Source organism: Actinokineospora sp. NBRC 105648, assembly GCF_030269645.1.
GTDB lineage: Bacteria > Actinomycetota > Actinomycetes > Mycobacteriales > Pseudonocardiaceae > Actinokineospora.
Map to the genome: position 1 here is coordinate 66366 of NZ_BSTR01000033.1, position 23590 is coordinate 89955.

A 23590-nucleotide genomic window follows, 5' to 3' on the forward strand; every position below is an offset into this window, starting at 1 on the left:
CCTGCGGGTCAGGACTGGCCGACCTCGAACCGGGCGAACCGGGTCACGGTGACCCCGGCCTCGTCGAGCACGGCCTTGACCGTCTTCTTCGAGTCGAACACCGAGGACTGCTCCAGCAGGACGACGTCCTTGTAGAAGCCGTTGACCCGGCCCTCGGCGATGCGCGCGAGCGCGGCCTCCGGCTTGCCCTCCTCGCGGGCGGTCTCCTCGGCGATGCGCTGCTCGTTGGCCACGATGTCGGCGGGCACCTGGTCACGGGTGACGTAGCGCGGCTTCATCGCGGCGATCTGCTGCGCGGTCTGCTTGGCGACGTCGTCGCCACCGCCGGTGTACTCGACCAGCACGCCGACGGCCGGCGGCAGGTCGGAGGAGCGGCGGTGCAGGTAGGTGCTGACCGTGCCGGTGAAGTTGACCACCCGGCGCAGTTCCAGCTTCTCGCCGATCTTGGCCGAGAGCGCCTGCACGGCGTCGTCGACGGTGCCACCGTCGAGCGAGGCGACCTTGAGCGCGTCCAGGTCGGCCGCGCCGGAGGTCTTGGCGGCCTCGACGATCTTGTTGGCCAGCTGCTGGAACTCGTCGTTCTTGGCGACGAAGTCCGTCTCGCAGTTGAGCTCGACCAGGACGCCGCCGTCAGCGGCCACCAGGCCCTGCGCGGTGGCGCGCTCGGCGCGCTTGCCCACGTCCTTGGCGCCCTTGATGCGCAGGATCTCGACGGCCTTGTCGTAGTCGCCGTCGGTCTCGGTCAGCGCCTTCTTGCAGTCCATCATGCCTGCGCCGGTCAAGTCCCGGAGCCTCTTGACGTCGGCCGCGGTGAAGTTCGACATCGTGCGTTTTCCGTCCTTCTTCGGGTACGCGCGTTGGTGGTGATCCCGGTGGGCGCCTGGGACGGCGCCCACCGGTGTCAGATCAGGCTTCGGCGGCCGGGGTCTCGGTCGCGGGGGCGGCCTCGGTCGCCGGGGCGGCCTCGGTCGCCGGGGCGGCCTCGGTGGCGGTGGCGGTCTCGACCGCGGCGGCGGCCTGCGCGCCGTCGGCGGCGGCGGTCTCGGCGCCGACCAGCAGCTCCTGCTCCCACTCGGCCAGCGGCTCGTTCACCGCGCCCGGCTCGGGCTTGTCCGAACCGTTGCGCGCGCCGGAGCGCGCGATCAGACCGGCGGCGGCGGCCTCGGCCACCACCTTGGTCAGCAGCGCGGCGGAGCGGATCGCGTCGTCGTTGCCCGGGATCGGGTAGTCGACCTCGTCCGGGTCGCAGTTGGTGTCCAGGATCGCCACGATCGGGATGTTGAGCTTGCGCGCCTCGCCGACGGCGATGTGCTCCTTCTTGGTGTCCACGATCCAGATGGCGGAGGGGACCTTCGCCATGTCGCGGATACCGCCGAGGGTGCGGTCGAGCTTGTCCTTCTCCCGGGTGAGCATGAGGATCTCCTTCTTGGTGAGACCCTGGAAGCCACCGGTCTGCTCCATCGACTCGAGTTCCTTGAGTCGCTGCAGGCGCTTGTGGACCGTGGAGAAGTTGGTGAGCATGCCACCGAGCCACCGCTGGTTCACGAAGGGCATGCCGACGCGCAGCGCCTCGTTGGCGATGGCCTCCTGCGCCTGCTTCTTCGTGCCGACGAACAGGATCGACCCACCGTGCGCGACGGTCTCCTTGACGAACTCGTACGCGCTGTCGATGTAGGTCAGCGTCTGCCGCAGGTCGATGATGTAGATACCGTTGCGGTCGGTGAGGATGTAGCGCTTCATCTTCGGGTTCCAGCGGCGGGTCTGGTGCCCGAAGTGCACGCCGGAGTCCAACAGCTGCTTCATGGTGACGACGGCCATGGCCGGGTTCGCACCTCTTCGTTCGGGCGCGCCGGGCGGTTCAGGCCTGGCACGCGGTACCGGTTGTCGCCGCGGACCGGAGGTCCGCCGCCCTGGTGCCGTGCAGACGACCGGACCCGTTGGTGTACCTCCACACCATCGAGACCGCCGGGCGTCGGTGGCCGCGGTCGATGACCACGGACGCGCACTGGCACGCGAAGTCGCCCCGTGGAGCCCACAGGACGCGGGGAAAGTGTACGCCCGGGTGGCCGCCGGGCCCGAATCGGAGTGGCAGTTGTCAACAACGACCTGATCCATCCACAGTCCCGGCGATCCCCTGGCGGTCACCCAAGCCCGTGGGCACGCTCAACACATGCCCGTTGACCAGCACAGACACCACGCCACGCGCCTCCGGGTCACGCCCGTGGTGATCGCGCTCCTGCTCCTCGCCAGCACCACCCACGCAGCCCTCTCAACCGCAACCGCGGCACGGCTTCCCCCGTCCGGTGTCTCGCCACGGTCCCCCGTCCAGCATTCCCCCATCCACCTGCGCACCTCAGGGCCGCCATCGGCCCCGCCGCTCACCGCCCCTGCGGCTCCGTTCTCCTGGCCGGTGGCACCGCCCCGTCCAGTGGCGCGCCCGTTCGAGGCTCCCCTGACCCCGTACGGTCCGGGCCACCGCGGTGTGGACATCCCAGGCACACCGGGTGAACCCGTCTACGCGGCGGCCGACGGCGTCGTGGCGTTCGCGGGCCAAGTCGTGGACCGAGCGGTCGTGTCGGTGGCGCACAGCCCAGCGCTGCGGACCACCTACGAACCGCTGGTGCCCTCAGTCCCCGCTGGGCGACCGGTACGTCGCGGCGACCAGATCGGCGTCTTGGCGGCGGGGCACAAGGGTTGCCCAGCCGCCCCCGCCTGCCTGCACTGGGGGCTCCGCCGCGATCACGAGTACCTGGACCCCTTGGTCCTGCTACGAGCCGTGCGCGTACGGCTCCTGCCCGCACTCCACACGCCGTCCCGTGCCGATGCGCGTTCCGACCACCAATCCCAGACCCTGGTTGAAGATCCCCGCCGATTCCAGTGGCCCCACTTCGCCACCCGAGTTCCCGTCACTGGGCGCCGGCCCACTGGGCGGTCTCCGCCGATCAGGCGTCGGCGGTCTCCATGAGCTTGGCGCGCAGCCGCAGCACGGCGCGCGTGTGCAGTTGGCACACCCGCGACTCGGTCACGCCGAGGACGCGGCCGATCTCCGCGAGAGTGAGGTTCTCGAAGTAGTAGAGGGTGACGACCACGCGGTCGCGCTCGACCAGCAGGCCGATGGCCTCGGCGAGTTGGCGGCGGTTGTCCTGGTCGACCAGCAGCGCCACCGGGTCCTCGGCGGTCTCGTCCTCGAGCACGTCGGCCAGCGAGGTCACACCGCGTCCGGCGGCGGCGAGCTCGTCGAGGGCGACGACGCTGGTCAGCTGCAGCTGGGCGTAGACGTCGCGCAGCTCGGTGACGGTCAGGCCGAGCTCGCCCGCCAGCTCGGCGTCGTTCGGGGTGCGTTGCAGCTTCGCGCCGAGCCGCTCGATGCCGCGCTCGACCTCGCGGGCCCGGCCGCGCACGGTGCGCGGCACCCAGTCCTGGGCGCGCAGGTCGTCGAGGATGGCGCCGCGGATGCGCTGCATGGCGTAGGTCTCGAACTTGAGCCCGCGCTCGGGTTCGAACTTCTCGATGGCGTCGACCAGGCCGAAGATGCCCGACTGGATCAGGTCGGACACGTCGACGTGCGCGGGCAGGCCGGTGCCGACCCGACCCGCCACGTACTTGACCAGCGGCGCGTAGTGCAGGACGAGGCGGTCGCGGAGCACCTGGGCGCGCTGCTGGCCGAATCTTCGCCAGAGCGCGACGATGCCCGCCTCGACGTCGTCGGCGGTGCGATGGTCACCGGGCAGCACGCCGGACGTCTGGCCCTCGCCATAGGGGGCGGCGTGGCCATTCACCTGGTTCGCCGGACCTCCCGGCGCGGATGCCTGGGACGGCTCCGCCGGTGCCCGAGAACCGTCCCCGGTGTCATCGGGAACGGGGGTGGGTTCGGTCATGGATCGCCTTCAGCCGTTCGACGGTCACGTGTGTGTAGAGCTGCGTAGTTGCGAGCGTAGCGTGACCAAGTAACTCCTGGACGCTACGAAGGTCCGCACCTCCTTCGAGCAGGTGTGTCGCCGCTGAGTGACGAAGGCCGTGCGGCCCCAGGTCCGGAGTCCCGGGAACGGCGACCACCGCCGAATGCACGATACGCCGTACGGCAGTGCTGTGGAGCCTTCCGCCACGAGCTCCCAGCAACAGTGCCGGCGGGGAATCCGGCTGGACAAGTGACGGACGGCCCTGGCGCAACCACACCTCGACCGCGCGCGCCGCGGGCGCGCCGAACGGGACGGTGCGTTCCTTGCCGCCCTTGCCCAGGACGCGCACGAGGTTGCTGTGCCGGTCGACGTCGTCGACGTCGAGTCCGCACAGCTCCGAGACCCGCACCCCGGTCGCGTAGAGCAGCTCGACGATGAGGTGATCACGCAACGCGATGGGATCTTGCTCGCGCGCCCCCGCCTGGGAGGCCGACATCACCTCCGCTGCCTGGTCCTGCCGCAATACCGAGGGCAGCACCCGATGCCGCCGCGGGGCCACCAACCGGGTCCCCACGTCCGCCCCGAGGTGCCCCCGGCGGTGTGCCCAGGCGGTGAATGCGCGAGCCGCGGCGGCCCGCCGGGACAGTGACGCCCGCCCCGCACCGGCCGCCAACTGCGCCGCCAACCAGGCCCGCATCGCGGCCAGGTCGAGCCCCACACCGTCCAATTGGCCGGCTCGGAACACGTCTTGATCGCCGCCGACACCAGCACGCGAATCTCGTCCGACACGGCTGTCTTGCTGATCGGCCGCCGCTGGGTCTACACCTGGGCTGACCGCGGCTGGCTCTTCCGGCGCGTCCGGTCGTGCCGCTCCAGATCCGATCCGGGACTCGGCTGCCCCGACCCGTGGGTGCCCGTCAACGACCGCAGTGGTTCCACCGCTCCCCCGATCAGGTTCACCCGAAGGTGTGGGTGGTGCCCCGCCGATCGCCCCGGGAATCCCGGTGAGGTGCGCGAGCAGGGACACGGCGTCACCCAGATATCCACGCACGGTGTGCTCGGACAGACCACGTTCGAGGGCGAGGTGGCGTTCGTATTCGGCCAGCACCAGTTGAACGTGGTCGGGCAGGGCTTCGCGAACACGTCGAAGCCCACCGCGGCGGGTTCGTGCGGAGGCATGCGACACCTCCGCCACGCTGGGCCACGCGGCGCTCCCGGTCAAGCATCGCCACGCCCGAAATGACCACGGACGACGATCTTCGACCCTGAGCGCTCCGCCCGGCACCACGCCGGGCGACCGGAGCGGGGCGACGACTTGATCTCACGGCACCGGTTGGCGACCGGAGACTGGCGCCTGGGTGCGGCGGGTGTGGTCGGTCTGAGCAGGAACAGAGCCAGCGTCAGCGGGTGCAGTTCGCCCTGGCTCATGACGCCGATGGCCTCGGCTCCGATGCCGTCCGTCCACGACGACCCCGTCGCGATCGGTCATGTGCGAGCAGCGTGGCGGCAAGCCGTCCGTCACGGGCTGGTCCGGGTTCCATCAAGTGCGAGGCCGCCGCCATCCTTCCTCCGTGTGGTGGGCCAGGCCGGTCAACTCCAGTTCTGGGAGCAGGGCGCGGACCCGGTCCAACGGGACGCCGGACTCGGTGGCGATCTGGTCGGGACCGCGGGCCGTCCGCACGCTCAGGGCGTCGTGGACGCGGATGGCCTGGTCGCCCAGACCGTCAGTGGGGCGCTTGGGGCTGGTGGTGGTGGGAGCCAGGTCGCCGACTTGGCCGACGGCCTCCAAGACCTCCGGCACGGTGGAGACGAGGGTGGCGGCGCCGGTGCGCAGGAGTTCGTGGCAGCCCCTGGACATGGCGGACTCCACCGGACCCGGCACCGCCAGCACGACCTTGCCGAGGGCGGCGGCCGACGCGGCCGTGTTGCGGGCACCGCTGCGGACACCGGCTTCGACCACGACGGTGCCTGCTCCCATCGCGGCGATCAGGCGGTTCCTCACCAGGAACCGGTACTTGGCGGGGGTGGCGCTCGGCGGGTACTCACTGACGATCGCGCCGTCCCTCGCGATCCGCGCCAGCAGGGCCGAGTGCGATGCCGGGTAGGGGACATCGACTCCGCACGCCATGACGGCGATGGTGTTGCCCCCGGCCGCCAAGGCGCCGCGGTGTGCCGCGCCGTCGATGCCGTGGGCGGCACCGGAGACCACGGTGAACGACTGCTCGGCCAACCCGTAGCCGAACTCGGTGGCGACGTGCTCGCCGTAGGACGTGGCGGACCGTGCACCGACTACGGCGACTGATCGCGTGAGGACGTCGTCCAGCGACGCCGAACCACGTACCCAGAGCGCGAGCGGCGGTGTGGCCCACCGCAGGCCACGGCCAGAGGCGTTGGCCAGGCAGAGGAGCGGCCAGCCCGGCCACTCCGGGTCCTCCGGCACCACGAGCCGAGCACCGACGGCGTCGGCCCGGGCGAGGTCACCTTCCGCCAGGTCGTGCTCGCAGCGAGCCGAGGTCTCGTCGCGCACGGCCGCGGGCACATCGCCGGCACGAACCCGGGCGGCCGCCACTACCGGGCCCGCCCGCTCGACGAACGCGAACAACGCGGGCGCGGGCGGCTCGGCCACGCGGAGCAGGTAGGCCCGGGCCAACCGGACCTCGTCGGCGCTCATCGCCGATCCCGCGGCGCGTTCGGTGGACGGATCGGCGGGACCGATGGCGGGCCCGCTCGTTTTCCTGTTCTACAACGGGAATCGGCCTGCGGGCTGGTCGAGGGCTGGTCGGGGGATGCTGCGGAACTCTGCGCGGCGTGGGACATCAACGGAACTCCTTCGTGTTGCGGCAAACAGGCGGCGGTGACGGTCGGATTGACCGAGGGGCAAGTGAATGGAGATGTGGCGCAGAGGTCGACGGACTAGCCGGACCAGTTGCGATGACAGGGAGAAATGGGATGGCAGGGAGAAACAAGGCAGGTAAGCGGATGAGCAGTGCGCCGGTCGGGAGTTGCTGGGGCGAGCCTGACGGAGCGGTACCCGGGCGGCGGAGAAGGACGATCGCCGGTGTGGCGGGAATTGGGCTAGGGAAGGCGAACCAGAGCGCGAGTGTGGTGGAGGGTTGCTGAGTAAGGAGAAGCGGGCGAACGCGGAGACAGGTGGTGTCGGGATGCCGGGAGGGCACGGGCAATGGGTGCGGAGTTGGGAGCGGGAGTCATGGATGAGGGCGCACGGAAGAAGAGTCAGACGCGGAGACGCGGACGGCCCAAGACCGGGATGGGGGGGTCAGGGCGGGATGGAACGGCGGGGGCGGTAGTCGCGGAAGGTGAGGGCGGTGGCGACGTGGTCGGGGGTTGGGTGCGCGGCGGCGGCGAGGTCGGCGAGGGTCCAGGCGACGCGGAGGCAGCGGTCGGCGCCGCGGGCGGTCATGGTGCCGGTGGTGAGGGCTCGGTCCAGGAGGGCGGTGGTGGTGCGGGGGAGGGCGAAGTCGCGGCGGAGGACGGGGCCGGGGGCCTCGCCGTTGGTGTGCCAGCCGTGGGGTGACCAGCGGTGGGCGGCGCGGGCTCGGGCCTCGGCGACGCGGGCGCGGACGGTGGCGGTGTCCTCCGGGGGCACTTCGCTCGCGAGGGACATGGCGGTGATCGGGCGCATGCGGATGTGGATGTCGACGCGGTCCAGGAGTGGGCCGGAGAGTCGGGACAGGTAGCGGCGGCGGGCCTGTGGGGCGCACACGCAGTCGGCGTCGCGGGGTGGGGCGCACGGGCAGGCGTTGGACGCGAGCACCAACTGGAAGCGCGCTGGGTAGGCGACGACGCCGTCGCGGCGGGCGAGGCGGATCTCGCCCTCCTCCAACGCCGTGCGCAGGGCCTCCAGGCGGTTGGCGGCGAACTCGGCGGCCTCGTCCAGCATGAGGACGCCGCGGTGGGCCTTGCTGATGGCGCCGGGTTTGGCCATGCCGACTCCCCCGCCCACCAGGGCCGCGACCGAGGTGGTGTGGTGCGGCGCGATGAACGGCGGTGCGGTTACCAGTGGGGAGTCGGGGGCCAGGTCACCGGCCACCGAGTGGATGGCGGTGACCTCGAGGGCCTGTTCGGGGGACAACAGCGGGAGCAAGCCGGGAAGTCGTTTGGCCAGCATGGTCTTCCCGGTGCCCGGTGGGCCGATCATCAGGACGTGGTGCGCTCCCGCGGCGGCGACCTCCAGGGCCCAGCGGGCCTCGGGTTGACCGACGACGTCGAGCAGGTCCGGTTGGCCGGTCGGCTCCGCCGGTTCGGCGGGCTCGGGGGTGATCAGGGTGTCTTCCTCGCCGCGGGCCCAGGACAGCACGTGGGACAGGGTCGCCGCGCCCAGGACCTCCATGCCGCCCACCAGCGCTGCCTCGGCCAAGGCGCGTTCGGGCACGACGGCGCGCCGCAGACCCGCGCGGCGGGCGGCCAAGAGGCAGGGCAGCACGCCCTTGACGGTGCGGAGTCTGCCGTCGAGGGCGAGTTCGCCCAGCAGCACCGTGTCGGCGAAGACCTCGGGCGGCACCTTGCCGTCGGCGACCAGGACCGAGACCGCGAGGGCGAGGTCGTAGCCGGAGCCGCCCTTGGGCAGGGCCGCCGGGGACAGCGCGAAGGTGACCAACTGGTCGGGCCAGGCCAGCCCGCTGTTGCGCACCGCGGCGCGCACGCGGTCCTTGGCCTCGTTGAGGGCCGCGTCGGGCAGGCCGACGATCTGCGTCTTGGGCTTGCCGCCGCCGATGTCGGCCTCGATCTCCACCGGGATGCCGTCGACGCCGAACAGGGCGACCGACCAGGCGCGGGCGAGGACCATCAGAACGCCCCGCGCAGGTGCCGGACGGTGGGCTCGGCGTCCTCGGGCAGCAGGACCGAGACGATGTCGAACCGGACGGCGCGGTGGCCGATCCCGTGGTCGAGCCGCCAGCGACCGGCCAGGCGCCGGATCCGGCGCGCCTTGTCGTCGGTGACCGCCTCGGCCGGGCTGCCGAAGTCGGTGCCGGTGCGGGTCTTGACCTCGCAGAAGACCAGGTCCGCGCGCTCGGCGCAGACCAGGTCGAGCTCGCCCAGCTCGCACCGCCAGTTGCGGTCGAGCACCACGAGACCGGTGCGTTCCAGGTGCCGCGCGGCGATGTCCTCGCCGCGTCGGCCCAGGCGCAGGTGTGCCGCCATGGCTGTTCCCCTCGGGTCGGCACGGCGGTGTGCCGTGGCTGATTCCCAAGGTGCCGGGTGGCGGGTGGCTGGACCAGATGGCCCACGAAACGGTGGACCGTTGAGCCGATTGTGGACAACTCGGGCCCGCGGCGGTCAGCGCGGGCCCGAGTCGCTAACCGCCGAAGGGACCGTCCTCGGGCAGCCGCAGGTCCGGCTTGTCGAGCTCCTCGACGTTGACGTCCTTGAACGTGATCACCCGGACGTTCTTGACGAACCGGGCGGGCCGGTACATGTCCCACACCCAGGCGTCGGACATCCGCACCTCGAAGTAGACCTCGCCATCGGCGTCGCGCACCTGCACGTCGACACCGTTGGCCAGGTAGAACCGCCGCTCGGTCTCCACCACGTAGGCGAACTGCCCCACGATGTCGCGGTACTCCCGGTAGAGCTGCAGCTCCATCTCGGTCTCGTACTTCTCGAGATCCTCCGCGCTCATCAGCCGCGCGCCCTCCTGGTCGTGACCTGTACCGCCCGCTACTGCGGGGGTCCACCATTCTGGACCACAGCCGCCGCGGCCACACTCAGCGCCACCCGGTGTGGCGCGCGCAGCCCGTGCGCGAGCCCGGCGGCGGTGACGTTGGCGTAGGACCAGCGGTGCTCGTGGCTCGGGCCGTGCTCGCTCAACGCGCGGGTGTGTAGGCCGGTGCAGTACCCCTTGTGCACGTCGAAGCGGTAGCGCGGCAACGACTCGTGCAGCTCGGCCATGATCCGGTCGCGGGTGACCTTGGCCAGCACCGAGGCCGCCGCCACGCAGGCCGCCACCTGGTCGCCCTTGAGGACCGGCATGCTCGGCGCGGTCAGCCCGGGCACCCGGAACCCGTCGACGAGCACGTACCCCGGGTGCGTGGCCAGCCGGGCCACCGCGCGGCGCATGCCCTCGATGTTGGCCACGTGCACGCCCATCAGGTCGACCTCGGCGGTGGGCACGACCACGACGGCGTGGTCGAGCGCGCGGTCCACGACCAGGTCGTACATCCGGTCGCGGGCCGCCGCGGTCATCAGCTTGGAGTCGGTGAGGCCGTCGAGCCGGTTCGCGTCGCCGGGGCGCAGCACGCACGAGGCGATCACCAGCGGACCGGCGCAGGCACCGCGGCCAGCCTCGTCGACCCCGGCCACCGGACCGAGGCCGCGCCGGTGCAGCGCGGTCTGCAGGCTCCAGTTGCCGGTGTCCCGGCGCACGACCGCGCGCGGCGGTCGCAGCGCTTCCACGCTCACGCCTTCCCCCTCCGGTCGCTGACGTCCCTGCCGCCGACGAGCGAACGCGCCCGCCTGCCCAGCCAGAGCGCGGGCCACGCCGCCGCCAGCCCGACCCCCAGCGGGATGCCCTGCTGCCACGCCGGGGCCGAGAGCGCCTGCGGGTCGTGGTCGCCGATCCCCTGCCACCGGGAGAACGGCAGGATGACCACCCTGGCCTTGCCGATCACGTTGTCCACCGGCACCAGACCGTTCTGGCCACCGCCGCCCTGGGTTCGGGAGTCGTTGGAGTTGTTGCGGTTGTCCCCCAGCACGAACAGCGACCCCTGGGGGACGGTGACCTCGTCGAACTCGCCCTGCTGCTGGTCGGTCTGGGCCGGGTAGTGCACGTAGGGCTCGTCGAGCGGTTTCCCGTCGACCAGCACCCGGTTCTGGTCGTCGCAGCAGCGGACGGTCTGCCCGCCGACGGCGATGACCCGCTTGACGACGTCGTCCTCGTCCGGCGCGGCGAGGCCGAACTGCGCACCGACCCCTTGCAGCCACCGCACGAACTGGTTGTCCGACCGGGAGGAGGTGAACTCCGCGCGGTTCCAGGTGGCCGGTCGGTGGAACACCACGACCTCGCCCGGCTCCGGCTCGCCGAAGGTGTAGACCAGCTTGTCGACCACGATCCGGTCGCCATAGCACCCGGGGCAGCCGTGCAGGGTCTGCTCCATCGACTCCGACGGGATCACGAACACCCGCGCGAAGAACGTCTGGATCAGGAAGGTCAGCACCAGCGCGACGACGATCAGGATCGGGACCTCGACCCAGAACGGCCGCTTCTTCTTCCGGGGTTCACGCCCGTCGGGCTGGCCCTGCTCATCGGGGGCGGCTGGACCGTCGGACACCGGCGCAGCCTACTCCGAGCGCCCGCGGCCACCGACCGCGCCGCGCAGCCGCCTGCCCAGCCACAGCACCGGCCACGCCGCCGCGACCCCGACGCCCACCGGGATCCCGGCCTGCCAGACCGGGGCGGAGAGCGCCTGCGGGTTGTGGTCGCCGATCCCCTGCCACCGCGACGGCGGCAGGATGATCGTCCGGGCCTTGCCGATCACGTTGTCCACCGGGACGAAGCCGTTGACACCACCGCCGCCCTGCACCCGCGAGTCCGCGGAGGCGTTGCGGTTGTCGCCCATGACCCAGAGCATCCCGGGCGGCACGGTGATCTTGTCGAACTTGCGCTGCTCGTCGTTGGGGAACAGGTGGTTGATGTAGGGCTCGTCGAGCGGTTTGCCGTCCACCAGCACGCGTTGCTGGTCGTCGCAGCACTCGACGGTCTGCCCGCCGACGGCGATCACCCGCTTGACCACGTCCTCCTCGCTCGGCTCGGCGAGGCCGAACTGCGCGCCGAAGTCCTGCAGCCAGGCCACCAGCGCGTTGTCCGAGCGGTTGCTCGGGCCGTGCTGGTCCCAGGTGGTTGGCCGCTCGAAGACCACCACGTCGCCGGGCGCCGGGTCGCGGAAGTAGTACACGACCCGGTCGACCAGGATCCGGTCGCCGTTGCACCCCTCGCACCCGTGCAGCGTCTGCTCCATCGACTCCGACGGGATCACGAACACCCGCGCGATGAACGACTGGATGATGATCGTCAGCACCAGCGCGACCCCGATCAGGATCGGCAGCTCCACCCAGAACGGGCGCTTCTTCTTCGCCTTCTTGGTGTCCCGGGTGGCTTCCGGTGCGGTGGCGTCGAGATCCTCGGCACCGCGTCCATCCCCTGGCACGGCACCGTCTGCGTCGGACAAGCTAGTCAGCCTTCCTGGGTTTGAGGACGTTCTTGGCCCGCCTGCCCAGCCACAGCACCGGCCAGGCCGCGGCGAGTCCGATGCCCACCGGGATCCCCTCCTGCCAGCCCGTCGCCGAGAGGTCCGGGCCCGCCTGCGGGTTGTGGTCGCCGACGCCGCGCCAGCGCGACGGCGGCAGCACGATGTAGCGGGCCTTGCCGATCACCTTGCCGAGCGGGACGACACCGCGGACCCCGCCGTTGCCCTGGAAGCGCGAGTCGCTGGAGTTGTTGCGGTTGTCCCCCATCACCCACAGTGTGCCCTCGGGCACGGTAACGGGCGAGAACTTCTGCTGCGAGTTGGGGCCGCCGCCCTCCCAGTAGATGTAGGGCTCGTCGAGGGGCTTGCCGTTGACCATGACCCGGCCCTGGTCGTCGCAGCACTCGACGGTCTGCCCGCCGACGGCGATCACGCGCTTGACGAAGTCGCGCTCGTCCGGCGGGGCGATGCCGATGAACGAGCCGACGTAGCGCAGCCCCTTGGTGAAGACCGAGCTGTCGTCCTCGGACTTCACGTCGTGCTCGGTCCAGGTGTTCGGCCCCTCGAAGACGATCACGTCGCCGGGCTCGGGGTCGCGGAAGTTGTAGACCATCTTGTCGACGAACACGCGGTCGCCGGTGCAGCCGGGACAGCCGTGCAGGGTCTGCTCCATCGACCCGGACGGGATGGAGTAGACCCGGCCGATGAAGTGCTGGATCAGGAAGGTCAGCAGCAGGGCGACCCCGACCAGGACCAGGATCTCCTTCCACAGCGGCTGGCGGCGCGGTGGCCTGCGGTGCCTGCCGTGCCGGGGCCGGTCCTGGTCGTCCTCGTCCTGCTCCTGGACGACGCGCTCGGGTTCCGGTTCCGGGGTGACCTCGGGCGCGGGCGCCGGGGCGGCCGGGGGCTCGACCACCGTGGGGCGACTGCGCACCCGGGGGATGAGCGCGGTGAGGTCGGCCTCGGGAACAGCGGGCTCGTCGGCGGGCGCGCCGACAGTCGGCAGGTCTTGGCGCGACGGCTGGCGCACGGGCGGCAGGTCAGTGCGCGACGCCTGCGGCTTGAGGGGCGCGACGGGCGGCAGGTCCGTGCGAGACGTGGACGGCCCAGGCGGCCGTACCGCGGGCAGGTCTGTCCGCGACGCGGGTGGCCTTACCGCAGGCAGGTCGTTGCGAGAGGTTGACGGCCCCGGCGGCCTCACTGCGGGCAGGTCTGTCCGGGACGGCTGACGTACCGGCGGGAGGTTGGTGCGCGACGGCGCGTCTGCCCGCGGCCCGGCGGTGGGCAGATCGGTGCGTGAGGGCTGGCGCACTGGCCCCTGGGCGACCGGGGGCAGCGTGGGGTCGGTGTCGTCCTCGACCGGGGGGCGGCGCGTTGTGAACTCGCCCACAGCCGGGCCGTCAACCGGGGTGATCCCGAGTCGGGTGTAGGTGTCCTCGCCCTGCCGGGCGGACGCCGAGGGGAACCAGTCGGACGGCTCCTGCTGAGTTCGCGCGGGTCGCTGCGGGGGTGCCCAGTCCTCAGGCGGCAGCGACTCCTCCGGCAGCGGGGCGCCGAACCAGAACTCCGGGTCGACCGGGGCCAGCTTGGGCAGGCTCGGGACCTCGGGGAGCGGCTTGCGCCGGATCGGCTCGGTGTAGGCGACCTGGCCGTTGGTGCCGTTGACACCGCTGACGCCGTTGAGCGGGGTGCCGTTGACCCGGGACCCGTTGACCGGGTGCCCGTTGGTCCGGTGGCCGTTCACCCGCTTGCTGATCGGCTCCGTGTGCTTGACCTCGGCGGGATCACGCGCAGGGTCGACCGCCTCCCGACGGGAGTGCTCCGGATCTGCCACGGCGTCCGGTGGCACACGGTGAGGAGGGCGGTCGACCACGCAGTCGAGGGTACGTGAGCCGGTGTGCTGACCGCGTCAGGAAGCGGTCTGCGGCTCGCGCTTCTCCTTGATCTTCGCGGCCTTGCCGCGGAGCTCGCGGAGGTAGTACAGCTTGGCCCGGCGGACGTCACCGCGGCGCGCGACCTCGATCTCGGCGATGTTCGGGGTGTGCACCGGGAAGGTGCGCTCCACGCCGACGCCGAAGGAGACCTTGCGGACGGTGAAGGTCTCGCGGATGCCACCACCCTGGCGGCGGATCACGACGCCCTGGAACACCTGGACGCGCGAGCGCGAGCCCTCGATGACGCGGACGTGGACCTTCAGCGTGTCACCCGGGCGAAAGGCCGGGATGTCGGAACGCAGCGACTTGGCGTCCAGGGCATCCAGGGTGTTCATCGGTAGTCCGTCCTCGTCTTCGAAAGAGTGGTCTCACGTCCCGGCCGCGGACGGCGTTTCACCGAGCACTCAGCCTGGGGTGGTCATGTGGTCGAGCGCACTGGGCGCTTCAACCCGGAAAGTATGTCAGACCGACCCTGGGGATCTGAAATCGCCCCCTGCGGACAACCTGTCCAGGGTCGCGCGGTCGTGCTTGTCCAGCTGCTCGCGCGGGAGCTGGGCGAGCAGGTCGGGCCTGCGCTCGAAGGTGCGTTCCAGCGACCGGTCGCGGCGCCAGCGGGCGATCGCGGCGTGGTTGCCCGAGCGCAGCACGTCGGGCACCGGGCGCTCGCGCCAGACCTCCGGGCGGGTGTAGCTCGGCCCCTCGAGGAGGCCGTCGGAGAAGGAGTCCTGCTGTGCGGAGACCGGGTTGCCGAGCACCCCGGGCAGCAAGCGGGCGACGGCCTCGACCATCACCATCACCGCTACTTCGCCGCCGACCAGCACGTAGTCGCCGATGGAGACCTCGTCGACCGGCATCCGGGTCGCGGCGTCGTCGACGACCCGCTGGTCGATGCCCTCGTAACGGCCGCAGGCGAACACCAGGTGCTCCTCGGCGGCGTACTCGTGCGCCACGGCCTGGGTGAACGGCCTGCCCGCGGGGGTAGGGACCACGAGGCGGGAGGGGCGCCCACCGGCGCACACCGCGTCCAGCGCCTCGCCCCAGACCTGCGGCTTCATCACCATGCCGGGACCGCCGCCGTACGGGCTGTCGTCCACGGCCTTGTGCACGTCGTGGGTCCACCCGCGCAGGTCGTGCACCCCGAGGCTGAGCAGGCCGCGCTCGATCGCGCGGCCCAGCAGCGCCGCGCGCAGCGGCTCCAGGTACTCGGGGAAGATCGTGACGACGTCGATGCGCACTACTCGATCAGGCCTTCCGGCGGGTCGAGCACGACCCGGCCGCCGGGCACGTCCACCACCGGCACCAGGGCCTGGACGAACGGGACGAGCAGCTCGCCGCCATCGGCGCGGTCGATGACGAGCATCTCCCCCGCCGCGCCGTGCGAGACCTCGCGCACCGTGCCGACCCGGGTCCCGTCACCGAGCTCGGCGGCCAGGCCCTCGAGCTCGTGGTCGTAGAACTCGTCCGGGTCGTCGATCGGCGGCAGGTCCGCGGTGTCGCCGAGCAGCAGCGCGCCGCGCAACCCCTCGGCGGCGGTGCGGTCGGGCACCTCGCCGAACCGCAGGAGCAGCCGCCCGGAGTGTTCCCGGGCGGCTGCCACCGTCAGCGTGCGTTCCGTCTTGTCGCGGAGCCGGGCCAGCACGGTCGCGCCGAGGGCGAAGCGCCGCTCGGGCGAGTCCGTGCGCACGTCGACGGCGAGTTCGCCGGTGATGCCGTGCGCCTTGGCGATCCGGCCGACGACCACGAGGTTCGCGGCTTCCATGGGCTTCGCGTTCCGCCGATCAGTGATCGGTGTCCACCACGTCCACCCGGATCCCGCGACCGCCGACCCCGGCCATCACGGTCCGCAGGGCGGTCGCGGTGCGGCCACCCCGGCCGATCACCTTGCCGAGGTCCTCGGGGTTGACGTGCACCTCGAGCGTGCGGCCACGACGCGTCGTGACCAGCTCGACCTGCACGTCGTCCGGGTTGTCGACGATGCCGCGCACCAGGTGCTCGAGGGCGTCCGCGAGGGCACTCACTCGGCCGCGGCCTCGGTCTCGGCGGCCTCGGCGGGCTTGTCCTCGGCCTTGCGCGGCGCGGACTTCTTCTTCGGGGTGGTCGCCTCGGTGCCGGGCTCCTCGCCCGCCGCCCGCAGCGCCGCCTCGAACAGCTCCTGCTTGCTCGGCTTGGGCTCCTTGACCCGCAGGGTGCCCTCGGTGCCCGGCAGGCCCTTGAACTTCTGCCAGTCGCCGGTGACCGTGAACAGGTGCTTGACCGAGTCGGTCGGCAGCGCGCCGACACCCAACCAGTACTGGGCCCGCTCGGAGTCGACCTCGATGAGGCTCGGCTCCTCCTTCGGGCTGTAACGGCCGATCGTCTCGATCGCCTTGCCGTCCCGACGGGTGCGGGCGTCGGCGACGATGATGCGGTAGTACGGCGCGCGGATCTTTCCGAGGCGCTGCAGCTTGATCTTGACAGCCACGGGTTGCGGTGCTCCTCAAAGCTCTCGGTAGGGCGGTGTAGAGCGGAGCGGACCCGTGTGGGGACAGGTCGTCACGCCCGAAGGTTTCGGCGTCTTGGCGCGGTGAGAGGGTCCGGCCACGACGGACAGCGGGTAATTGTGCCAGACGCGGCGCCCGGTAGTTAACCCGCGGGTCGGGAGGCGAACGGCGCGAGCTCGATCCCGGCCGATTCGAGCGCCGCGCGGACGGCCCGCGCGTGCGCGACCGCGCCCGGGGTGTCGCCGTGCAGGCACAGCGAGCGGGCGGACATCGCCAGCACAGAGCCGTCGACGGCGACGAGTTCCCCGCGCTCGGCGAGGCGGAGTGCCCGGGCGACGACGGCGTCGGTGTCGGTGAGCAACGCCTCAGGCTCCCCGCGCGGGACGAGGGTGCCGTCCGGGGTGTAGCCGCGGTCGGCGAAAGCCTCTTGCACGCCCGGCAACCCGGCTGCCTCAGCGGCGGCGAGCAAGCGTGATCCGGGCAGGCCGAGGACCGGGAGGGCGCCGAACGCGCGTACGCCGTCGACGACCGCCTTGGCCTGCGCGTCGTTGTGCACGGTGGCGTTGTAGAGGGCGCCGTGCGGCTTGACGTACGCCACGCGGGTGCCCGCGGCCCGGGCGAACGCCTCCAGCGCGCCGACCTGGTAGAGCACCTCGTCGGCGAGGCGGGCCGGTTCGACGTCGATGAACCGCCGCCCGAACCCAGCGAGATCGCGATAAGACACCTGGGCGCCTACTGCGACACCTCTTGCTGCCGCGGCCGTGCAGACCGAGCGCATGGTGACCGCGTCCCCCGCGTGAAACCCGCAGGCGACATTGGCGGAGGTGACCACGTCCAGCAAGGCGTCGTCGTCGCCGAGGCGCCAGATGCCGAAGCCCTCGCCGAGGTCGCTGTTGAGGTCCAGGGTCGCCGCGCTCACGGCTGCATGACGCCGAGGCTGATCAACAGCACCGCCAGCGCGGGGAGGAAGTTGTTGACCTGGTGGGCCACCACGCTCGCGCCGAGCCTGCCGGTGTAGAGCCGGGCCAGGCCGATCGGGATGCCGATCACGAGCAGCAGCGAGGTGCGCAGCGGTTCCAGGTGGCTGACCGCGAAGATCACCGTGGTCAGGCCGAAAACCGCCCACCGGCCCCACTTCAGCCGCTCTAGCGCGCCCCAGAGCAGGCCGCGGTACATGATCTCCTCGAACAGCGGCCCGACCAGCCACACGTAGACGAAGATGGTGACCGCGGCGGCGGTGGGCATGGCCTGGTTGTCGACCAGCTGACCGAGGGCCGAGGTGGCGTTGCTCTCGCCGACGATCCGGGTCCAGATGCCCGCGGCGACCGTGGTGCAGACCAGGCCGATGAGCCCGAACTTCAGGCCCACCCGCAGGTCGTCGCGGTTGTAGGACAGCTTCAGGTCGATCTTGGGACCGTTGCCGCGGACCACCGTGACCAGCAGGGTGGCGGCCGTGGCGAGCGCGGTCGGCACGATCGTGCCGATCAGGATGACCGCCACCGAGTCGGTCGAGTCCGGACCGGCCAACCCCATGACCGCGCCGATCACCACCGCCGAGAGCACGAAGACGGCGAAGACGAACAGGAAGGCGCCGAAGCCCCACTTGTGGTCGCGAGCCGCCGGTGCCGGCGGGCTCATCGGCGCCACCGGGACCTCGGGCACGCTCGGCGGTGGCGCGCTGGTCTGCGGCGCGCTCGTCTGTGGTGCGGCGGCGGGCTGCTCGCCGGGTGGCGGGGCCATCGCACGCCTCCCCCCGTGGTCCGGTTTCCGGATGTCGGATTCTTGCCGTTCACGTCGAGACTATCCGGACTGACGGACCGGATCAGCCCACGACCCTGCCCCTAAGGATGATCCTCTTCGGTGACCGCAGCACCTCGAGGTCCTTGCGCGGATCGGCGTCGAAGGCGAGCAGGTCCGCCGCCGAACCCTCCGCCAGCCCGGACCAGCCGAGCCAGCCCCGGGCCGACCAGGACGCCGCCCCGATCGCGTCCTCGGCGGTCATCCCCGCGTGGTGCAGGGCGATCACCTCGTCGACGAGCCTGCCGTGCGCGATGCCGCCACCCGCGTCGGTCCCCGCGTAGACGGGCACGCCCGCCTCGACCGCCTCGACGACCATGGCCCCCGCGCGGGCGTGCAGCTCGACCATGTGCCGGGCGTACGCGGGGTACTTGGTCGCCTTCTCGGCGATCCCTGGGAAATTCTCGATGTTGATCAGCGTCGGCACCAGTGCGGTGCCCCGCCTGGCCATCTCGGCGATCACCTCGGTGGTGAGGCCGGTTCCGTGCTCGAGGCAGTCGATCCCCGCGTTGACCAGCCCCGGCAGGGCGTCCTCGCCGAAGACGTGCGCGGTCACCCGCGCGCCCGCGGCGTGCGCCACCGCGATCGCCTCGGCGAGCACGTCGTCCGGCCACAGCGGGGCCAGGTCGCCGGTGTCGCGGTCGATCCAGTCGCCGACCAGCTTGACCCAGCCGTCGCCGTTCTCGACCTGCTCGGCGACCGCGGCGGGCAGCTGCTCCGGGTCGCCGACGTCGCGGCCCAGGTGCGGGAGGTAGCGCTTGGGCCGGGACAGGTGCCTACCGGCGCGGATGATGCGCGGCAGGTCGAGGCGCTCTTGCAGCGGCCGGGTGTCGACCGGCGAGCCGCAGTCGCGGATGAGCAGCGTGCCCGCGTCGCGGTCGGTCTCGGCCTGCGCGGCGGCGGTCTCCAGGTCGACCGGGCCGCTCGGCCCGATGCCGATGTGGCAGTGCGCGTCGACCAGGCCGGGCAGCAGGTAGCCGCCGTCGACGACGGTCTCCGCGCCCGGCACCGGCCGGGTGCGGACCCGGCCGTTGACCACCCACAGGTCGCGTTCGTCGTGCCCGGGCAGGACCACCCCGCGCACGTGCAGCGCGGTCACGGCTTCTTGGGGAACTTGAGCTTGGACGGGTCGAAGCCCGGCGGCACCCCGTCCAGGCCCGCCAGTCCGGGCGGGAGCTGGTCGAGACCGGGCGGCATCCCGGACAGGTCGGGGAAGCCCGCGGGCATCCCGCCGCGCACCCGCGGCTGGGTCGGGCCGCGGCCCTTGCCCTTCTTCCCCTTCTTGCCCTTCTGCTTGCGCTGGTTGGCCCGGCCGCCCGGCATGCCGAAGCGGCCCGCCATCTGCTGCATCATCTTGCGGGCCTCGTAGAACCGGTTGACCAGGTCGTTGACCTCGCGGACCTGCACGCCCGAGCCGTTGGCGATGCGCAGCCTGCGCGAGGCGTTGATGATCTTGGGATCGTGCCGCTCGGCCGGGGTCATGCCGCGGATGATCGCCTGCAGCCGGTCGATGTGCTTCTCGTCGACCTGGGCCAGCGCGTCCTTCATCTGGCCCGCGCCGGGCAGCATGCCCAGCAGGTTGGCGATCGGGCCCATCTTGCGCACCGCGAGCATCTGCTCGAGGAAGTCCTCCAGGGTGAGCTCGCCGGTGCCGATCTTGGCCGCGGCCTTCTCCGCCTGCGCCTGGTCGAAGTGCTGCTCGGCCTGCTCGATCAGGGTGAGCACGTCGCCCATGCCCAGGATCCGCGAGGCCATCCGGTCGGGGTGGAAGGCGTCGAAGTCGCCCAGGCCCTCGCCGTTGGAGGCGAACATGATCGGCGCGCCGGTGACCTCGCGCACCGAGAGCGCCGCGCCACCGCGGGCGTCGCCGTCGAGCTTGGTCAGCACCACGCCGGTGAAGCCGACGCCGTCGCGGAAGGCCTCGGCGGTGGAGACCGCGTCCTGGCCGATCATGGCGTCGACGACGAAGAAGACCTCGTCGGCCCCGACGGCGGCCTTGATGTCGGCGGCCTGGCGCATCAGCTCCTCGTCGACGCCGAGGCGGCCCGCGGTGTCGACGATGACGATGTCGTGCTGGCTGCGGCGGGCCTCGTCGATGCTGCGCCGGGCCACGTCCACCGGGTCGCCGACGCCGTTGCCCGGCTCCGGCGCGTAGACCGTGACCCCGGCGCGCTCGCCGACGACCTGCAGCTGGGTGACCGCGTTGGGCCGCTGCAGGTCGCAGGCGACCAGCATCGGCGCGTGGCCCTGGCCCTTGAGCCACTTGGCGAGCTTGCCCGCCAGGGTGGTCTTACCGGCGCCCTGCAGACCGGCGAGCATGATCACCGACGGCGGGGTCTTGGCGAGGTTGAGCCTGCGCGTCTCGCCGCCGAGGATGGCGACGAGCTCCTCGTTGACGATCTTGACGACCTGTTGGGCCGGGTTGAGCGCGCCGGAGACCTCCGCGCCCTTGGCCCGTTCCTTGACGCTGCCGATGAACGTGCGCACGACGGGCAGCGCGACGTCGGCCTCCAGCAGCGCGATGCGGATCTCGCGCGCGGTGTTGTCGATGTCGGTCTCGCTCAGCCGACCCTTGCCCCGCAGGTTCTGCAGGACCGAGGTGAGCCGATCGGAAAGGGTGTCGAACACGGGTGCGGCACTCCAGCCTGGCGGGGTTGGGTCGGTCGGCCGCACGCCGTGCGGCTAGGAGGTCGAGGGTAGTCGCCCGGCGCGTTGGGCCGCTCGGATGTCCTTTTCCTGGCCTCCGGGTGGGGTGTGGACAACTCCGCCCGCGGCCCGGCGACCCGGTGCTAGCTTCGCCGCACTCGATCACCGATCCAGGGGGGTTTCAACCGTGGAGAGCACCTTCGAGCCCGGGACCAGCCCGGTCGCGGCCCGACTAGCCGTCAGTTCCGCGGTGCTGCTGGGCGTGGCCGCGGTGCTGGTCTACGCCGCGCTGCCGAACACGATCACCCGCGTCGTGCTGCTGCTGTTCGTCCTCGTCCTGGCGGGCGGGGTGCTCGGCTCGGACAAGGTCGCCGACGCGGTGGGCCAGCCGGTCGCGCGCGGCATCGGCGTCGGCGGGGTGCTGCTGGGCACCTATCTGACCGGTCCGGTCCTGCTCTCGATGGCGATGCCCTCGCGCTACGGCGACAAGCCGCCCTCGGCGGTCGTGCTGGTGGTCCTGGCCTTCTTGGCGCTGACGGTGGCGCTGCTGACCTTCGCGGCGAAGGGGTTCGGCGCGGGGGCGATCGGGCTGGGTTTCGCGCTCCCGTCATTGGTGGTGGCGCTGCTGGGCAATGCCAAGCTCGCCCCGCTGGCGCTGGCGGTGACCATGCTGGTGGCGGCGGTCGGCGGGCTCGTGCTGGGGTTGCGGGCCGAACCGGGCGGGGCGTTGAGCCGGTTCGGGTTGGCGGCCGGTGCGATCGCGGCTGCGGCCGCGGCCGGGATCGGGTTCGCGCCGCTGAACGCGCTCTCGGGCGGCAGCCTGGCCGGGGCCGTGCCGGACTCGACCGCGGCGATGGCGCCGCAGCCGGGGGCGCGGATCGCCTTCCTGGTCCTGGGACTCCTGGTCGCCGTGCTGGTCGGGCTGGTCGCGGTGCTGCGCCGCGACGGTGCGGTCGGCCTGCTCGTGCTGGGTTCGCTGGTGCTGCCGCCCGTGGCGCTGTACCGGTTCGACCCCACGCCGGAGAGCCAACCGTCGCTGCTGGTCGTCCCCGGGCTGGTGTTCGTGGCGGCGCTGATCGCCGCGGCGGTGGCACCGGTGCGCGAGCTGGCGGGGCGGTTGGCGGGCGGGCTGCGGCCAGGCGGCGCCACCACGGTCAACGCACTGCTGGCGGTCGCGGGGCTGGCGGTCGCGGGACTCGCCACCCAGGCGCTGCCGCTGCTGTACTGGGACATCTACCCGAACGGCGCGGTCTCGTTGGTGGTCGTGGTCGCCCTGGTGGTGCTGGCGCTGCGGTTGTCCGGCGCACCGGGCGCGCTGGCCGCCGGGGCGGCGCTGCTCGTGCTCGCCCTGCGCGTGCCGATGCTGCTGTTGGTCGACGGCACCGACTTGGCCATGGTGGGTCCGAGCGCGCTGAGCACCGCGTTGGCGCTGGTCCTCGCCTTGGTGGCGTCCTGGCTGCTGCTCCGCAGACACCCGTACCCAGGGGTCGCCGCGGCGGCGGCCTACCTGGTGCTGCACCAGGTGGCCATGCTGCTGTGGGTGCTGTTCCGGCCCGCGACCACGAGCAACTTCGGCGACGACCACGACGACTTCTCGGTCATCGTGCTGCTGGTGCCGGTGCTGCTCGTGGGGGCGGCCGGGGCTGTGGTGGCGCTGCGGGCGCGGGCCGAGCACGTGGTGGCGAGCGCTCAGGCGGCCGCGGCGATGGCGGCGGGGGCGGGTGGCTTCGCGCTGTTCGGCCTTCAGGTGGCGGGGCTCACGAAGGACAGTGAGGTGCGCGGCATCGGCCGGAGCCTCATGCCGATGACGCCCACCAACGTGTTCGGCGTGAGTTCGGCGGCGAACGACCTGGGCAATCCGCTGATCTTCGCGTGCTTCGGCGTGGTCGCGCTGGCGGTGCTGGTGGCGCTGACCACCGCGCGGCGGCCCAGCGGTGTGGTGGCGGCGGCGGTGCTGCTGCTGGGACTCGGTGGTGGGCTGGCGCTGGTGGTGGCGACGTTGAAGGTCGGCAGCGGGACGTTCTACGGGATCATGTGGATCGCGGTCATGGTGGCTGTGGTGCTGGGGGTGGTCGCTCGGATCGCGGTTCGGCGGGCGCCTACGTTCTACGAGGAGTACGTGTCTAACGCTGCGCGCTGAGTCTCGCCGCGCTGGGTCTCGCCGCGCTGGGTCTCGCCGCGCTGGGTCTCGCCGCGCTGGGTCTCGCCGCGCTGGGTCTCGCCGCGCTGGGTCTCGCCGCGCTGGGTCTCGCCGCGCTGGGTCTCGCCGCGTTGGGTCTTGCCGCGTTGGGGCATGAGTGTTGCGGCGTTGGGGTTGGTGGACCTGCTTCCAACGCACCAGTGTGACTACGGGCTGGTCTTGGTTGTCAAGGCGGGAAGGATGCCTTGACAACCAAGACCAGCCCGTGTTTTTGGCTGCGTATGGGACAATACCGCTAAGTTAAGCGCGGCGCGTGCAGTCGTATGATGGGCGGTCCGTTGTGGTGAGTTCCGTGGTGGTGGGGTTTTTTGACGATGTAGGAGTTGTGTCGTCCGCGTTTGATGACGCGGGGGTTTGTTCGTTCTCTGCGTTTCTTGCGGCGTCGGTTGATGTCGGTGATCGCGTCGGCGGTTGATCGTTTTCTGTGGTC

The 23590-nt window shown here is 71.7% G+C and carries 25 protein-coding genes; 2 read left to right on the forward strand and 23 right to left on the reverse strand.

Features of this window, described 5'->3' with window-relative positions; translation table 11 throughout:
- Positions 1-8: 8 nt before the first annotated feature.
- Both tsf and rpsB read right to left on the reverse strand, forming a co-directional pair.
- Entirely contained in the window at positions 9-824 is an 816-nt protein-coding gene (gene tsf, locus QSK30_RS25095) for a translation elongation factor Ts (RefSeq protein WP_285506339.1), read from the reverse strand.
- A gap of 82 nt (positions 825-906) precedes the next feature.
- Entirely contained in the window at positions 907-1818 is a 912-nt protein-coding gene (gene rpsB / locus QSK30_RS25100) for a 30S ribosomal protein S2 (protein ID WP_285506341.1), read from the reverse strand.
- 352 nt (positions 1819-2170) lie between these two features.
- Here rpsB and QSK30_RS25105 point away from each other — a divergent pair, with 352 nt between their 5' ends.
- Complete coding sequence (locus QSK30_RS25105; RefSeq protein ID WP_285506342.1) at positions 2171-2965, forward strand: M23 family metallopeptidase; 795 nt, start codon at positions 2171-2173, stop codon at positions 2963-2965.
- Here the strand turns inward: QSK30_RS25105 and QSK30_RS25110 are convergent.
- The 19 genes from QSK30_RS25110 to ffh all read right to left on the reverse strand — a co-directional run bounded on the left by QSK30_RS25110 (position 2943) and on the right by ffh (position 20942).
- Entirely contained in the window at positions 2943-3779 is an 837-nt protein-coding gene (locus QSK30_RS25110; RefSeq protein ID WP_285506343.1) for a FliA/WhiG family RNA polymerase sigma factor, read from the reverse strand. The two genes, QSK30_RS25105 and QSK30_RS25110, sit on opposite strands and share 23 nt — an antisense overlap.
- A gap of 70 nt (positions 3780-3849) precedes the next feature.
- Positions 3850-5085 carry a tyrosine-type recombinase/integrase gene (locus QSK30_RS37185; protein ID WP_502871885.1) on the reverse strand — a complete coding sequence of 412 codons (1236 nt, stop codon included), beginning with the start codon at positions 5083-5085 and terminating at the stop codon, positions 3850-3852.
- A 354-nt stretch (positions 5086-5439) separates the two neighbouring features.
- Complete coding sequence (gene dprA / locus QSK30_RS25125; RefSeq protein ID WP_285506345.1) at positions 5440-6570, reverse strand: DNA-processing protein DprA; 1131 nt, start codon at positions 6568-6570, stop codon at positions 5440-5442.
- 606 nt (positions 6571-7176) lie between these two features.
- On the reverse strand, positions 7177-8706 hold the full coding sequence (locus QSK30_RS25130; protein ID WP_285506347.1) for a YifB family Mg chelatase-like AAA ATPase: 1530 nt from the start codon (positions 8704-8706) through the stop codon (positions 7177-7179).
- The gene (locus tag QSK30_RS25135) at positions 8706-9062 is read right to left on the reverse strand and encodes a YraN family protein (RefSeq protein WP_285506348.1); all 357 of its coding nucleotides are present in this window, start codon (positions 9060-9062) and stop codon (positions 8706-8708) included. Before QSK30_RS25135 ends, QSK30_RS25130 begins: the two co-directional genes overlap by 1 nt.
- A gap of 154 nt (positions 9063-9216) precedes the next feature.
- Positions 9217-9540: a DUF2469 domain-containing protein gene (locus QSK30_RS25140; RefSeq protein WP_075976606.1), complete on the reverse strand. Its 324-nt coding sequence runs from the start codon at positions 9538-9540 to the stop codon at positions 9217-9219.
- A 38-nt stretch (positions 9541-9578) separates the two neighbouring features.
- A complete protein-coding gene (locus tag QSK30_RS25145; protein ID WP_285506351.1) occupies positions 9579-10319 on the reverse strand; it encodes a ribonuclease HII in 741 nt (246 codons plus the stop codon).
- Positions 10316-11188 carry a signal peptidase I gene (lepB, locus tag QSK30_RS25150; RefSeq protein WP_285506353.1) on the reverse strand — a complete coding sequence of 291 codons (873 nt, stop codon included), beginning with the start codon at positions 11186-11188 and terminating at the stop codon, positions 10316-10318. Before lepB (QSK30_RS25150) ends, QSK30_RS25145 begins: the two co-directional genes overlap by 4 nt.
- A 9-nt stretch (positions 11189-11197) precedes the next feature.
- Entirely contained in the window at positions 11198-12085 is an 888-nt protein-coding gene (lepB, locus tag QSK30_RS25155) for a signal peptidase I (RefSeq protein WP_285506355.1), read from the reverse strand.
- 1 nt (position 12086) lies between these two features.
- Entirely contained in the window at positions 12087-13019 is a 933-nt protein-coding gene (gene lepB / locus QSK30_RS25160) for a signal peptidase I (RefSeq protein WP_285506382.1), read from the reverse strand.
- A gap of 993 nt (positions 13020-14012) precedes the next feature.
- Positions 14013-14372, reverse strand: coding sequence for a 50S ribosomal protein L19 (gene rplS / locus QSK30_RS25165; RefSeq protein ID WP_285506356.1), 360 nt, complete (start codon positions 14370-14372; stop codon positions 14013-14015).
- A 126-nt stretch (positions 14373-14498) separates the two neighbouring features.
- On the reverse strand, positions 14499-15272 hold the full coding sequence (gene trmD / locus QSK30_RS25170) for a tRNA (guanosine(37)-N1)-methyltransferase TrmD (protein ID WP_285506358.1): 774 nt from the start codon (positions 15270-15272) through the stop codon (positions 14499-14501).
- Positions 15272-15796, reverse strand: coding sequence for a ribosome maturation factor RimM (gene rimM / locus QSK30_RS25175; protein WP_285506360.1), 525 nt, complete (start codon positions 15794-15796; stop codon positions 15272-15274). Before rimM ends, trmD begins: the two co-directional genes overlap by 1 nt.
- A gap of 19 nt (positions 15797-15815) precedes the next feature.
- Entirely contained in the window at positions 15816-16055 is a 240-nt protein-coding gene (locus tag QSK30_RS25180) for an RNA-binding protein (protein ID WP_092776549.1), read from the reverse strand.
- Positions 16052-16498: a 30S ribosomal protein S16 gene (rpsP, locus tag QSK30_RS25185; RefSeq protein WP_285506361.1), complete on the reverse strand. Its 447-nt coding sequence runs from the start codon at positions 16496-16498 to the stop codon at positions 16052-16054. Before rpsP ends, QSK30_RS25180 begins: the two co-directional genes overlap by 4 nt.
- Positions 16499-16659: 161 nt before the next feature.
- Positions 16660-17436 (reverse strand): LamB/YcsF family protein, encoded by a 777-nt coding sequence (locus tag QSK30_RS25190; RefSeq protein ID WP_285506362.1) that lies wholly within the window; start codon positions 17434-17436, stop codon positions 16660-16662.
- Complete coding sequence (locus tag QSK30_RS25195) at positions 17433-18257, reverse strand: CPBP family intramembrane glutamic endopeptidase (protein WP_285506364.1); 825 nt, start codon at positions 18255-18257, stop codon at positions 17433-17435. The genes QSK30_RS25190 and QSK30_RS25195 overlap by 4 nt, the downstream gene beginning before the upstream one ends.
- An 82-nt stretch (positions 18258-18339) precedes the next feature.
- On the reverse strand, positions 18340-19413 hold the full coding sequence (locus QSK30_RS25200; protein WP_285506365.1) for an amidohydrolase family protein: 1074 nt from the start codon (positions 19411-19413) through the stop codon (positions 18340-18342).
- Positions 19410-20942 carry a signal recognition particle protein gene (gene ffh, locus QSK30_RS25205; protein WP_285506367.1) on the reverse strand — a complete coding sequence of 511 codons (1533 nt, stop codon included), beginning with the start codon at positions 20940-20942 and terminating at the stop codon, positions 19410-19412. Before ffh ends, QSK30_RS25200 begins: the two co-directional genes overlap by 4 nt.
- Positions 20943-21147: 205 nt before the next feature.
- Here ffh and QSK30_RS25210 point away from each other — a divergent pair, with 205 nt between their 5' ends.
- A complete protein-coding gene (locus QSK30_RS25210; protein ID WP_285506368.1) occupies positions 21148-23100 on the forward strand; it encodes a hypothetical protein in 1953 nt (650 codons plus the stop codon).
- Here the strand turns inward: QSK30_RS25210 and QSK30_RS25215 are convergent.
- Together QSK30_RS25215 and QSK30_RS25220 are read right to left on the reverse strand one after the other, a co-directional pair.
- Positions 23067-23255: a hypothetical protein gene (locus QSK30_RS25215; RefSeq protein ID WP_285506369.1), complete on the reverse strand. Its 189-nt coding sequence runs from the start codon at positions 23253-23255 to the stop codon at positions 23067-23069. The two genes, QSK30_RS25210 and QSK30_RS25215, sit on opposite strands and share 34 nt — an antisense overlap.
- 140 nt (positions 23256-23395) lie before the next feature.
- A partial coding sequence (locus QSK30_RS25220) for a hypothetical protein (RefSeq protein WP_285506371.1) occupies positions 23396-23590 on the reverse strand: 195 nt, incomplete at its 5' end.

Bases quoted from the DNA above. Each gene is read 5' to 3' on its own strand.
- tsf (WP_285506339.1), bottom strand. From the start codon at position 824: ATGTCGAACTTCACCGCGGCCGACGTCAAGAGGCTCCGGGACTTGACC.
- rpsB (WP_285506341.1), bottom strand. From the start codon at position 1,818: ATGGCCGTCGTCACCATGAAGCAGCTGTTGGACTCCGGCGTGCACTTC.
- QSK30_RS25105 (WP_285506342.1), top strand. From the start codon at position 2,171: ATGCCCGTTGACCAGCACAGACACCACGCCACGCGCCTCCGGGTCACG.
- dprA (WP_285506345.1), bottom strand. From the start codon at position 6,570: ATGAGCGCCGACGAGGTCCGGTTGGCCCGGGCCTACCTGCTCCGCGTG.
- QSK30_RS25130 (WP_285506347.1), bottom strand. From the start codon at position 8,706: ATGGTCCTCGCCCGCGCCTGGTCGGTCGCCCTGTTCGGCGTCGACGGC.
- QSK30_RS25135 (WP_285506348.1), bottom strand. From the start codon at position 9,062: ATGGCGGCACACCTGCGCCTGGGCCGACGCGGCGAGGACATCGCCGCG.
- QSK30_RS25140 (WP_075976606.1), bottom strand. From the start codon at position 9,540: ATGAGCGCGGAGGATCTCGAGAAGTACGAGACCGAGATGGAGCTGCAG.
- rplS (WP_285506356.1), bottom strand. From the start codon at position 14,372: ATGAACACCCTGGATGCCCTGGACGCCAAGTCGCTGCGTTCCGACATC.
- rimM (WP_285506360.1), bottom strand. From the start codon at position 15,796: ATGGAAGCCGCGAACCTCGTGGTCGTCGGCCGGATCGCCAAGGCGCAC.
- QSK30_RS25195 (WP_285506364.1), bottom strand. From the start codon at position 18,257: ATGGCCCCGCCACCCGGCGAGCAGCCCGCCGCCGCACCACAGACGAGC.
- QSK30_RS25215 (WP_285506369.1), bottom strand. From the start codon at position 23,255: ATGCCCCAACGCGGCAAGACCCAACGCGGCGAGACCCAGCGCGGCGAG.